At 74.2% G+C, this 12,625-nt stretch carries 4 protein-coding genes and 1 pseudogene; 1 reads left to right on the top strand and 4 read right to left on the bottom strand.

Annotated features, from left to right (window positions below):
- Positions 1 to 12: 12 nt before the first annotated feature.
- The 4 genes from HS99_RS18875 to HS99_RS44140 form a co-directional block, all read right to left on the bottom strand.
- On the bottom strand, positions 13 to 1,707 hold the full coding sequence (locus tag HS99_RS18875; protein WP_030283526.1) for a phytoene desaturase family protein: 1,695 nt from the start codon (positions 1,705 to 1,707) through the stop codon (positions 13 to 15).
- Positions 1,694 to 10,993 carry a non-ribosomal peptide synthetase/type I polyketide synthase gene (locus HS99_RS18870; protein WP_030550902.1) on the bottom strand — a complete coding sequence of 3,100 codons (9,300 nt, stop codon included), beginning with the start codon at positions 10,991 to 10,993 and terminating at the stop codon, positions 1,694 to 1,696. Before HS99_RS18870 ends, HS99_RS18875 begins: the two co-directional genes overlap by 14 nt.
- Positions 10,994 to 11,080: 87 nt before the next feature.
- Positions 11,081 to 11,938 carry a sterol desaturase family protein gene (locus HS99_RS18865; RefSeq protein WP_305953116.1) on the bottom strand — a complete coding sequence of 286 codons (858 nt, stop codon included), beginning with the start codon at positions 11,936 to 11,938 and terminating at the stop codon, positions 11,081 to 11,083.
- A gap of 250 nt (positions 11,939 to 12,188) precedes the next feature.
- Entirely contained in the window at positions 12,189 to 12,431 is a 243-nt protein-coding gene (locus HS99_RS44140) for a hypothetical protein (protein ID WP_141763760.1), read from the bottom strand.
- Here HS99_RS44140 and HS99_RS46815 point away from each other — a divergent pair.
- Positions 12,430 to 12,625 (top strand): annotated as a pseudogene (locus tag HS99_RS46815) (homoserine kinase); the annotation flags it as partial. The gene HS99_RS44140 and the pseudogene HS99_RS46815 sit on opposite strands and share 2 nt — an antisense overlap.

Below are 12,625 nucleotides of genomic sequence, written 5' to 3'. Positions count from 1 at the left end.
TCTGCCTGGGGTTCATTCGCCCGCTCCCGGCTCCGCCGCCCCGACGGTGACCCGGTCGAGTTGCGGCAGGTGGCCCCACTTGCCCGGGTGCCAGGGTTCCCGGTTGTCGCTGGGCCAGGCGCGGAACGGCCGGCCGAGTTCCCGGCAGAGGTACTGCGCCGCGTACCGGCCGCTGGTGGCGGCCCGGATCAGGCCGCCGAGCGAGGCCCACTGCCCGGCCATGGAGAAGCCGCTGAGCCCCGGAAGCCGCATCCGGTCCCGGTTGACCAGCCGGTTGGCGGTGTCCTCGGCCTCGGAGAAGGCCTGCCAGGCGAGGATGCTGCCGCGGGTGTTGCCGGTGAACCGCTCGGTGGTCACCGGCGAGGCGACGTCGACCAGTTCGATCCGGGCGCCGAGCCCAGGGTGGGTGCGGTCCAGGAACTCCCGGACGAACTCCGCGACCTGCTGCTTGCGCGCCCGGTAGGCCCGGCGGTCGCGGACCCGCAGCTCCCTCCAGGAGCGGTAGTCGCTGAAGTAGGTGCAGTGCAGCACCGACTTGCCGGGCGGGGCGAAGCCCTCCGCGTAGGCGGAGCGCAGCTGGACGACCAGGCTGTGCTGGAGCGAGCCGGGCAGCCGTCCGGCGTCCTCGGGTGCCAGCAGGTAGGTGGTGCAGTGCGGTTCGCGCGGCGGCAGCGGGCCGTCCACCCCGACGAAGGCGGAGACCACGGCCGGGTAGAGGTTGCCGGGCCTGTCGAGCAGTTCGCCGTACAGCCGGTCGGTCGCGGGGCTGGAGTAGCGGCCGCGCAGCAGCCGGTCGAGCACCGTCGGGCCGTCGCAGGCGGCCACCACGTGGTCGGCGAAGTGCCTGGTGCCGTCCCGCAGTTCGACGCCGACGGCGCGCCCGTCCTCGACCAGGATCCGGTCGACCCGGCAGCGGTAGCCGATCACCCCGCCGAGCGAGGTGTACCGCTCCTCCACCGAGCGCGCCAGTCCGAGCGAACCCCCCTGCGGGAAGCCCGCGTTGCCGGTGTGGGCGGCGGCCAGGGTGTACAGGTACGGCAGCAGCGGGAAGCCGGCCGGCTCCTGGAGGAACATGGTGGGGAGGGCCCGGCGCAGCAGCGGGTCCTGGAAGCGCTGGGCAAAGCCGCTCATCGGGGTGGTCGCGGTGCGCCAGAGCAGCCGGAAGGCGGGCAGTACGGCGCGCAGGGTGCGCAGCCGTTCCCGGGTGGTCCGCAGCGGCGGCGGGGTGAGGTCCCAGGGCAGGTCGATCGCGGCGAAGCGGCGCAGGTCCCGGCAGAAGGCCCGGATGGGCGCGGCGTCGCCGGGGGCGAGGGCGAGCAGGTGGGCCTCCAGCCGGTCCGGGTCGGTGTGGAAGGTGACGGAGCGGCCGTGTTCGTCGACGACCCGGTTGAAGGTGTCGAAGTGGGTCACCGACTTGCCGTCCAGGGCGCCGAGTTCGCGCCAGACCTGGTGGGCGCCGGTGCCCTCGGCGGTGCCGATCAGCCAGTCGATGCAGTAGTCGAACAGGTAGCCGTGCCGGGACCACGCGGTACAGCAGCCGCCGGGGAGCACGTGCTTCTCGAAGATCCGGGTCTCCAGCCCGCTCATCTGGGCGTAGCAGCCGGTGGCGAGGCCGGCCAGGCCGGCCCCGATCACGATCACCCTGGGCGGGCCGCCGGCCGGCCGCTCGCGGGCGGACCAGTCCGGTCCGCGGTCAGCCCCGGCCATCGGTGGTTCCTCCGGCCAGGATCGCGGCCGCCAGCTCGGCGTTGCGGGCGGCGTACTCGCCGTCGAGCATCTCGGCGTGGCTGCCGTGGCCGGCGTGGACGGCGATGCCGGTGGTGGAGGCGCCGTGCCAGGAGCCCGGCTCGTCGCCGACGTGCACGGCGAGGCGCGCGCGTTCGCAGACCACGTCCAGTTGGGCCCGTAGGGTGCCGGTGTTGGGGGTGCGACTGGAGAACTCCAGGTAGTCCCGGGCCTGTTCGAGCGTCTCGCGGGCGACGGTCCGCGAGCCGGTGTGGCGGTGCAGATGCTCCTGGAGTTCGCGTTCGAACACGGCCACGTGCTCCTCGCCGAGGTCGAAGGCCTCCAGTGACCGGTAGGCGTCGACCAGCAGCACCGAGGTGACGCTGCGGCCGCGCCGTTCCAGTTCCCGGGCCACCTCGAAGGCGAGGTTGCCGCCGAGCGAGTAGCCGAGCAGCCGGTACGGCCCGGCCGGGTGCAGTGCCTCGACCTGGTCGGCGTAGCGGGCGGTCTTGTCGTCGCCGGTCAGGTAGTTGAAGGCGGCGATCCGGTGCCCGGGCAGGTGGGCGGCGAGCTGCCGGTAGACCAGGCCGTGGCCGCCGGCCGGCGGGAAGCAGAACACCGTGCGGTTCTCGGGCGCGGCGGGGTTGAACCACAGGTGGGGCTGGCCGCCGGCCAGTTCGCCGGTGATGATCTGCTCGACGGTGCGGGCCATCCCGTGCAGGGTGGTGACCTTGAACAGCTGGCCGACCGGGATGCTGATCGCGAACTCGGTCTGCAGGTGGTGGATCAGTTCGATCAGCCGGATGGAGCTGCCGCCGAGTTCGAAGAAGTCGTGCTGGAGCCCGACCTCGGCCAGGCCGAGGAGCTCGCACCAGTGCTCGGCGACCCGCTTCTCGTAGAGGGTGACGGGTGGTTCGGGCCGTTCGCCGCCGGTGTCGGCCGTGGGCTCGGGCAGCGCGGCCAGGTCGACCTTGCCGTTGGGGGTGAGCGGCAGGGCGGGCAGTTCGGTGAGGTAGGAGGGGATCATCACGGTGGGCAGGTGCTCGGCGAGCCGGCGGCGCAGTTCGCGGCGGTCCAGCCGGACGCCCTCGACGGGCACCAGGTAGGCGGCCAGGGCGGCTTCACCGGTGCTGTCCCGGCGTACCGTCACGCACGCTTCGGCGATGTCGGGCCGGGCGGTGAGGTGGGCCTCGATCTCGCCCGGTTCGATCCGGTGACCGCGCACCTTGACCTGGTTGTCGATCCGGCCGAGCAGGTGCGCGGTGCCGTCGGTGTCCCAGCGGCCGAGGTCGCCGGTGCGGTAGAGCCGCCGCGGGGTGCCGTCCAGGTCGAGCGTCCGGAAGCGCCGTTCGGTCTGCTCCGGGTCGTTCGGGTAGCCGGTCGCGACGCCCGCGCCGCCGATCCACAGCTCACCGGGGACCCCGGCTGGGACGGGCTCGCCGTAGCGGTCGAGGACGTACAGCGCGCTGTTCGGGAAGGGCCGCCCGATCGGGACCATCCGGCCGGGTTCCAGGGCTTCGGCGGCGCCCTCGTAGTAGCTGCTGTCCACGGTGGCCTCGGTCAGGCCGTAGGAGTTGACCAGCCTGGTCGCCGGGCCGCAGAGGGCGCGCAGCCGCTGGTGCTCGGCGGCCTTCCAGGAGTCGGAGCCGACGACCAACAGGCGCAGGAAGTCCAGCCGCAGGCCCTCGCGCTCGCAGTGGGCCAGCAGGGCGCGGGCCACGGCGGGCACGAACTCGCCGCAGTCCACCGCCTCCTCGCGCATCACCCGGTACAGTCGGGCGGTGTCGAAGAGCAGTTCGCGGTCGACCAGGACGAGGGTGCCGCCGGTGCCGAGTGCCCGGGCGAGGTCGCCGGTGAACACGTCGAAGGCGGTCCCGGCCATCTGCAGGTGCACCCGGGCCTCGGTGTCCAGCCGGTACGCGGCCCGCCAGCCGGCCGTGACGGCGGCCAGGTTGCGGTGGTCGACCCGTACGCCCTTGGGGCGGCCGGTGGAGCCGGAGGTGTGGATCACGTAGGCGGGCCGGTCCGGGTCGGCGGCGGGCAGCGGTCCGGTCTCGGCGGCCGGTCGCTCCAGCTCCTCCAGGGTGACCAGCGGGGCCGGGAGTGCGGCCGGGGCGGGGCGCCGCTCGTCCAACACGAGCAGGGCCGCCCCCGCGTCGGCCACCTGGTATGCGAGCCGGTCGGCCGGGTGGCCGGGGTCGAGCGGGAGGTAGGCGGCGCCGGCCCGCCAGACGGCCAGCAGGGTGATGATCAGTTCGGGCGACTTGTCCAGGCAGACGGCGACCACCGAGCCCTCGCCGACACCCAGTTCGCGCAGCCGTTCGGCGGTGCGCTGCGAGCGGCGGTCCAGCTCGCCGTAGCCGAGCCGTCGCACGGCGCCCCGGCCGGGGGCGACCACCGCGACCGCCTCCGGATGTTCGGCGGCGGCCTTGGCGATCAGTTCGGGCAGCGGCACGTCGTGGTCGATCCGCCGCTCGACGCCACTGAACCCGGCGAGGATGCGCTGCCGCTCGGCCGGGTCCAGCATCCGCAGCCGGCCGACCGGTTCGGACTCGGCGGCCCGGGTCATGGCGTCCAGCAGGTTGCGGTAGTGCGTGGCGAGGCGCCGTACGGTGTCGGGCTCGAAGAGGTCCGAGTTGTACTTGAACACGCAGTGGAACCGGCCGTCCGAGCGGTCCTCGTAGGCGGACAGGGTGAGGTCGAACTGCCCCTCCTCCTCGGGCAGTTCGATGTACTCCAGGCGGTAGCCGAAGCGCTCCACGGCAACCTTGTGGGTGAGCAGGATGAACATCGCCTGGAACACCGCGGAGCGGCTCGGGTCGTGCTGGAGGCCCAACTGCTCGACCAGCAGCGGGAAGGGGTACTCCTGGTGGTCCAGCCCGCCGAGCACGCTCTCCCGCACCCGGGCCAGCAGCTCGGTCACGGTCGGCTCCCCGGCCAGGCTGACGTGCAGCGGCAGCGGGTTGACGAAGTAGCCGTAGACGGAGGCGAACTCCTCCTCGGTGCGGCCGGTGACGGGGCTGCCGACCACGATGTCCTGCTGTCCGGACCACCGGTGCAGCAGCAGGTGGTAGGCGCCGAGCAGCACCATGAACGGGGTGGCGTTGTGGGTGCGGCCCAACGCGTGGACCCGGCCGGTCAGTTCGGCGTCCAGCTGGAAGAACTCGGAGGCCCCGTTGTGGGTCTGCACGGCCGGGCGCGGCCGGTCGGTGGGCAGCTCCAGCACCGGCATCCCGGCGGGCAGGTGGCCGCGCCAGTAGTCCAGCATCCGCTGGGCCTGCGGCCCGGCCAGGAAGCGGTTCTGGTGGTTGAGGAAGTCCAGGTAGCGGGCGGCCACCGGGGGCAGTTCGGGGGTGCGGCCCCGGCTCAGCGCCTGGTAGACCTCGAACAGCTCCTCGATGAAGGTGAAGGTGGAGATGGCGTCCGAGACGATGTGGTGGACCGCCTTCATCAGCACCCAGCGGTCCGGCCCGCGCCGGAACAGCCGCAGCCGTACGAGGGGGTCCTCCGCCAGGTCGTAGGGCCGCCGGTACTCGCGGACGATCAGCTCGTGGATCTCCTCCCACGGGCGCCCCTCGACGTCGAACAGCGCGGTGTCGGTGACGGCTTCGGCGCGGATCCGCTGGACGGGGCGGCCCTCCTCGGTGGTGAAGGCGGCGCGCAGCCCGGGGTGTCTGGCGACCAGGAAGGCGAAGGCCTCGAACACCAGCTCCGGGTCGAGTTCGGCCCTGACCTCGACCGCGCCGCCGATGTTGTACGCGAAGCCGTCCGGGTGCAGCTGGCGCAGGAACCACAGAGCCTGCTGGTTGTGGGTGAGCGGATAGCGGGTCTCGTCGGTGTACAGCTCGACCTCGGCGCGCTCGGGGCCGCCGTCGGCGGCGAGCAGCGCGTCCAGGCCCTCGGTGAGCTGGTCGACCAGGTCGGCGACGGTGCCGTTGCTGAGCAGGGCCACCACCGGGAGGGCGACGCCGAGTTCGCCGTGCACCCGGGCGCGCAGCTCCATGGCGAGCAGCGAGTCCAGGCCGTGCGCGCCGAGCCCGGTGTCCGGGGTGACCCGCTCGGCGCCGGTTCGCAGCACGGCCGCGGCGGCGGCGGTGAACCGCTCGGTGGCGAGCTGTCGGCGGGTGCCCGGGTCGGCGGCGCGGTAGCCGTCCAGGAAGCCGCCGGCCGCGGCCGGGGCCTGTTCGGCGGCGCTCGCCGCCAGCTCGGCGACCAGCGGCGGCGGGGCCGGGTACCAGGCGAGGAAGGTCGGCCAGTCGACCACGGTGGCGACCAGCAGCTGGGCGCGGTCCTGCCCGAGGACGCGTTCCAGCACGGCGGTGCCGGCCTCCGGCGGCAGCGAGCTCATGCCGCGGGCTTCGCGGTAGTGGGCGACCAGACCCAGTTCCTCGATCATGCCGGTGGCCCAGGGCCCCCAGTCCAGGCTGAGCGCGGGCAGGCCGACGGCCCGGCGGTGGTGCGCGAGGGCGTCCAGGAAGGCGTTCCCGGCCGCGTAGTTGGTCTGGCCGGCGGTGGTGAGCAGTGAGGCGACGGAGGCGAACAGCACGAAGTGGTCGAGCGGTTCGGTGCTCAGCAGCCGGTGCAGCAGGTGGGCGCCGACCACCTTGGGGTCGTACCCGGCGTCGAAGGCCGGGCGGTCCATCCGGTTCAGCAGGGTGTCCCTGACCTGCCCGGCGAGGTGGAACACCCCGCGGATCGGCGGGAGTCCGCGCTCACGGTACCCGGCGAGCCAGGCGCCGAGGGCCACCCCGTCGGTGACGTCCGCCGGGGCGAGCAGGGGCTCGGCGCCGAGCGTCTCCAATTCGCGCAGGAAGGCGATCCGCTCCCCTGCGGGCGTCGTGGGATCGACGGTGTGCCACTCGGTGCGCGGGGGCAGGGCGGTGCGGCCGACCAGGATCAGCCGCCGGGCGCCGCGTCGCACCAGGGTGCGGCAGAGCAGCCGGCCGAGCGCGCCGAACCCGCCGGTGACCAGATAGCTGCCGTCGGGGCGCAGCACGGGCGGCAGCGGCCGGGTGAGGCCTTCGGCGGGGCGCAGTCGGCTGGTGAGCCGGCGGCCGGCCCGCAGGGCGAGCTCCTGCTCGTCGTCGGTGACCTCGGCGGCGGGCTCGGCGGCGCGCTCGGCGGCGGGCTCGGCAGTCGGCCCGGCAGTCAGCTCGGCGAGCAGCGCCTCGGCCTGTTCGCGGGCCGGTACCGCCGGATCGAGGTCGATCAGGCGGCCGCGCTGGGCGACGAGTTCCTGCTGCCACAGCACCCGGCCGATGCCCCAGGCGGGGGCGCCGAGCGGTTCGACCCGGTCCTGCGGACCGGTGGCCTGGGTGCCCCGGGTGACGATGTGAAGCCGGGCGTCCGGGCGGGCGGCGGACAGGGCCTGGGCGAGGGCGATCAGCGAGTAGGCGCCGTGGGTGGCGAGCCGGTGGAGCTGCCCGGGGTCGGTGGCGTCCAGGCCGGGCAGGTCGAGGTTCCACAGGTGGACGACGGTCCGGTAGGCCGGGTCGAGGTCGTCGAACAGTCGGCGCAGGTCCTCGGCGGAGTCGGGCCGTACGGTCGCCGTCCCGTCGCTGAGGGCGTACCCGCCGCCGGGCCGGACCAGGTGGCAGCGGGCGCCGCGGTCGGCGGCCAGCTCGGCGAGCCGGTCGGCGAGGCCGCCGTCGTCCGCGAGGAGCAGCAGGTCGCCGGTGGGCCGCTCGTGCGGGGGTGCGGGGGCTTCCTGCCAGGTGAGTTCGGTGAGCCAGCCGTCGACGGTGGCCAGGCTCACCGAGGTGGCCGCCCGGGCGACGTCGGTGGCCCTGAAGCCGGTGATCCGGCCGAGCGGGGTGCCGTCCTCGGCGTAGAGGGCGAGGTCGCCGACGAGTTCCGCGCCGCTGTCCCGGGTGACGGTGGCGTGCACCCAGAGCGGGCGGGAGCCGATGGCGTCGAGCCGGACCTCCTCGATCGAGACCGGCAGCCGGACGCCGCCGCCCTCGGGGGTGTGCAGCCGGGTGGTGAGCAGGGTCTGGAAGCAGGCGTCGAGCAGCACCGGGTGCAGGTGGTGCTCGGCCGCGTCGGGGCCGAGCTGTTCGGTGGGGCGGATCCGGGCGATCGCCTCGCCGGGCCCGGTCCACACCTCGGCGACGGCGCGGAAGGCCGGCCCGTAGTCGTAGCCGCGTTCGGCCAGGCGCCGGTAGCAGTCGGGGCCGTCGAGGTGCTGCCCGCGGGCGCGCGGGGCGTCGAGGTCGGCGGCGGGCCCGTGGGAGCGGCGCTGGCCGGTGCGGACCCGGCCGCTCGCGTGGACGGCCGGCTCGCCGCCGGGCGGGGTTGAGGCGATGGTGAACCGGGCGTCCTCGGGGGCGTAGCCGAGTTGGACCGGGAGGGGCTCGGTGTCGGAGAGGAACAGCGCCCGGTTCAGCTCGATCTCGGCGAGCACCACCTCGGTGCCGCCGGTCAGGGCGCGGACGGCCTGGGCGGCCATCTCGAGGTATCCGGCGGCGGGGAAGACCGCCCGGCCCTCGATCCGGTGGTCGTCCAGGTAGGGCAGCCGCTCGGGGTCGAGCGTGGTGGTCCAGGTGGGCTGGGCGGCGGCGGTGCGGCGGCCGAGCAGCGGGTGGTCGACCCGCCCGAGCCGGACCTGCGCGACGGGCCCGGGCTCCGCCCAGTACCGCTCGCGCCGCCACGGGTAGCCCGGCAGGGGCACCGGGCGCCCGGCCGGCTGCAGCGCCGTCCAGCTCAACTCGACTCCCTGGGCGTGGAGTTCGGCGAGGGTGCGGGCGATCTGCTCGGGCTCGTCCTGCCCTCGGCGGATCGAGGGCAGGGTGCGGGCCTGCGCGGCGCACTCGCGGATCGCGTGGCCGAGCACCGGGTGCGGGCCCACCTCCAGGAACAGCCGGTGCCCGTCCTCGGCCATCCGCTCGACGGCGGCCCGGAAACGCACCGGGTGGCGGACGTTGTGCCACCAGTACTCGCCGTCCAGCTCGGGCCCCCGGGCGAGCCCCTCCCTGGCGGTCAGGTAGAGCGGCAGCCGCGCCCGCCGGGGCCGGATCCCGGCCAGCGCGGCGGTCAGCTCGCCGCGGATCGGGTCCATCCGCACGCTGTGGTACGGGACTTCGACGTCCAGCAGGCGGGCGAAGACGCCCTGCCGCTCGAACTCCTCGGCCAGTTCGCGCAGCGCCTCGGTGTCCCCGGCGAGGGTGACGGCGAAGGGGCTGTTGACGGCGCCGAGCGAGACCCGGGTGCGGTACGGGCGGATCCGCCGCTCGGCCTCGGTCTCCGGCAGGCCGACGGCGAGCATCGATCCCGTCCCGGCCAGCCGCTGCTGGAGCCCACTACGGGCGAGCACCACCCGGACGGCGTCGGCCAGGTCGTAGACCCCGGCCCGGTGGAAGGCGGCGACCTCGCCGGTGCTGTGGCCCACCACCGCGTCGGGCTGCAGCCCGTGACTCTCCCAGAGCGCCGAGAGGCCCAGTTGGACGGCGAAGTTGGCGGGCTGGGCGAGCCAGGTCCCGGCCATCCGGGAGTCGGCCTCGTCGCGGCCGAGTTCCTCCAGCAGCGACCAGCCGGCCTGGGCGCGGATCTCCGCGTCCACGGCCCGTACGGCCTCCCGGTAGACCGGCTCGCTCTCGTACAGGCTCCGGCCCATCCCCCACCACTGGGGGCCCATGCCGGTGAACACCCAGGCCAGGCGCGGTCCTCGGCCGTCCGGGGCGCGGCCCCGGACGACCTTCGGGTGGGTCTCGCCGCGTTCGCAGGCGGCCAGGGCCTCGTCCAGGTCGGCCGGCCCGGCGTGGATCACGGCGAGCCGCTCGGGCAGGTGCTGGCGGCGATGCGCCAGGGTGTGGCCGAGGTCGGCCGGCGAGACCCCGGCGGCCAGTTCCCGCCGTACGGCGGCGGCGAGTTCGGGCAGTCCGGCGGGGTCCCGGGTGCTCAGCGGCAGCACGGTGACGGCCGGCCGCGGGGCGGGCACCGCGGGGGCGGGCGGCGGCGGTTCCTCCAGCAGGACGTGGGCGTTGGTGCCGCCGAAGCCGAAGGAGTTGACGCCCGCGCGGGCCGGGCCCCGGTGCTCGGGCCAGTCGACCGGGGCGGCGGGGATGTCGAAGGGCAGTGCGGCCAGGTCGATGGCGGGGTTGGGCCGCTCCAGGTTCAGGTGGGGCGGGATGCGGCGGTGCTTGAGGGCCAGCGCGGTCTTGATCAGCCCGGCGACCCCGGCGGCGGCCTCGGTGTGCCCGATGTTGGTCTTCACCGAGCCGACGTAGCAGCGTTCCCCGGCCCGGCGGCCGATGCCCAGCACCCGGCCGAGCGCGGTCGCCTCGATCGGGTCGCCGACCGGGGTGGAGGTGCCGTGCGCCTCGACGTACTGGAGGCTGCCGGGCAGCACTCCGGCCTCGGCGCAGACCCGCTCGATCAGGGCCGCCTGGGCGTCGGCGCTGGGGACGGTGATGCCGTTGGTGCGGCCGTCCTGGTTGACGCCGCTGCCGAGGATGACGGCGTGCACCGGGTCCCCGTCGCGCAGCGCGTCGGAGAGCCGTTTGAGCACCACCACGCCGACCCCCTCGGCCCGCACGTAGCCGTCCGCGGAGGCGTCGAAGGCGCGCGAGCGGCCGTCCGCGGAGAGGAACCCTCCCTTGGTCTCCGCGATCGTGTACTGCGGCGCCATGTGCAGCAACGCGCCGCCGGCCAGGGCGAGTTCGGTCTCGCCGCGGAGCAGGCTCTGGCAGGCGAGGTGGACGGCCACCAGGGAGGAGCTGCAGGCGGTGTCGATCGAGACGCTGGGGCCGCGGAAGTCGAAGCAGTGCGAGATCCGGTTCGACACCATCGTCATCATGGTGCCGGTGGCGGTGTGCGCGGCGATGGTGGTGAAGTCGAGGTCGGCGAACTGCAGGATCTTCCAGTCCAGGGTGAAGGCGCCCATGTAGACGCCGACGTCCCGCCCGGCCAGCTCGCCGGGGCGCAGTCCGCCGTCCTCCAGCGCCTCCCAGCTCACCTCCAGGAGCTTGCGCTGCTGGGGGTCCATGTGGGCGGCCTCGCGCGGGCTGATCCCGAAGAACTCCGGGTCGAAGGTGTCGAAGCCGTCGATGTAGCCGCCCCGGCCGCCGATCAGCCGCCCCGGCTTGGCCCGGTCCCGGCTGCCCAGGGTGCCGGTGTCGTACCGGTCGGCGGGGGTGTCGGTGAGACAGTCCCGTCCCTCGATCAGGTTGCGCCAGTAGGTGCGGTGGTCGTTGGCGTGTCCGGGCAGGCGGCAGCCGATGCCGGTGATCGCGATCCGTTCGCAGGGCAGGGCGAAGGGCGAGGTGGTCATGGTCCAATCCGAGGGGTGGTGGCGCGGGCACGGGCGAGGGGGCGGCCTCGCAGAGCGTCGCGGAGGGTGTTCGTCGGGGCCGGGGTGTCAGGCGGACTGCTCGGTGGTCCTCGTCCGGCGCCACGGGTGCAGCAGAGTGGCGCCGAGTTCGCCGGTGGCCGGGAACGCGGCCGGGTCGGTGAGGCCGACGGTTTCCGGGGTCCGCCCGGGCCGCCAGGTGAAGCTCCCGAAGGCGTGGTCCCACAGGGACAGGTCGGAGGCGTAGTGGCCGGCTTCGGCGAGGTCGGTGCTGTGGTGCAGGCGGTGGAGTTCCGGGCCGGCCAGCACGTGGCCGAGCAGGCCGATGCGGACGTCGATGTTGGCGTGGACGAAATAGCCCTGCGCCATGACGAATATTCCGACCACGAACACCGAATCCGCCGAGAATCCGATCAACGCCAGCAGGAGTTGGACCACGGACTGCGCGAAGAGGACGTCCAGGAAATGGTTCACACCGTTGTTGGCGACATTCACCTTGTCGGGCACGTGGTGCACGCCGTGCAGCCGCCAGAGCCACCGGTTGCGGTGCGACCAGCGGTGCACCAGGTAGTCGCCGAGCGAGCCGAGCAGCAGGGCGAGCGGGACCTCCAGCGCGAACGGCAGCGCCGGACGGGCCGGGCCGAGCAGCTCCACCAGCGCGGTCACCAGCCCCTGGGCCAGGCCGCCGCCGACCATGCTCAGGAGGAAGTACACGCTGTACCAGCGGAGTTCACGACCGCTGGGGTGCCAGTCGGTCCGGTACGGGATCAACCGCTCCAGCAGCGCCAGGTAGCCGATGACGGCGATCAGCGCGAGCGGGGAGACCTGGTCGGGTGCCCAGTGGAAACGCAGCGTCGCAACGGCCGTGCACAGCACCCCCAGGAGCAGAAGCGGATGGGCGAGCCGGCGTGCGATGGCGGACAGCACGCTCCCCCTAGTTATTCGCAGACCAACGAACTGAGACGTCAGAGACTCTAGCGGGAGCGGCCGGCGGGGTCGGTCATTCGGCGTGTTGACGCCATGAATAACCCGATCGATGGACGGTCTGCATGCGAAGTTGACGCATGAGCGGCGCGAACGGGCGCGTTCGCGGCCGGATTCCCCGGGCCACCGGAGTGCGGTGCGCGCGGCGTCCGGACGGTCCGCCGCCCCGCGCCCCCGACTGGGACACCAGCGGTCAGGCCCCGGCCAGCTCCGCCAACCGCCGCGCCGCCTGCGGCTCGTACGGCGCCAGGCGCCCGCGCAGGCCGCGCAGCTCGTGCCCGACCAGCGCGGGCAGGGCGGCCGCCGGGGCCGACTCCAGTGCGGGTCCGAGCAGTTCGACGGCCGCCCGGGGGTCGTGCGCACAGGCGTGGCAGTCGGCCGCCCGAACGGTGAACAGCAGCCGGGTGGAGGGCATCCCCAGGAGAGTCCACCGCATGGCCGGTCCTGCGTTCCGTGCCGCCGCCGTCCGGGTCAGGGTTCCCGCGGACCAGCGCCAAAGCCTGCGGCCCGGGCTTCGACGCCTTCGGGCTCGCGCTGGGTCTGTACGACGACGTGGTCGTCCGGGTCGCCGACTCCGGGCTCGCCGTCGACATCGCCGGGGAGGGGGCCGGGACACTGCCCCGGGACGAG

This window comes from Kitasatospora aureofaciens, assembly GCF_001188955.3.
Taxonomy (GTDB): domain Bacteria; phylum Actinomycetota; class Actinomycetes; order Streptomycetales; family Streptomycetaceae; genus Kitasatospora; species Kitasatospora aureofaciens.
Note: the sequence above shows the minus strand (reverse complement) of the source record. Positions and strands in the feature narration are given on the sequence as shown.

Excerpts from the sequence above, each read along its gene's own strand:
- HS99_RS18875 (WP_030283526.1), bottom strand. The coding sequence starts at position 1,707 with ATGGCCGGGGCTGACCGCGGACCGGACTGGTCCGCCCGCGAGCGGCCG.
- HS99_RS18870 (WP_030550902.1), bottom strand. The coding sequence starts at position 10,993 with ATGACCACCTCGCCCTTCGCCCTGCCCTGCGAACGGATCGCGATCACC.
- HS99_RS44140 (WP_141763760.1), bottom strand. The coding sequence starts at position 12,431 with ATGCGGTGGACTCTCCTGGGGATGCCCTCCACCCGGCTGCTGTTCACC.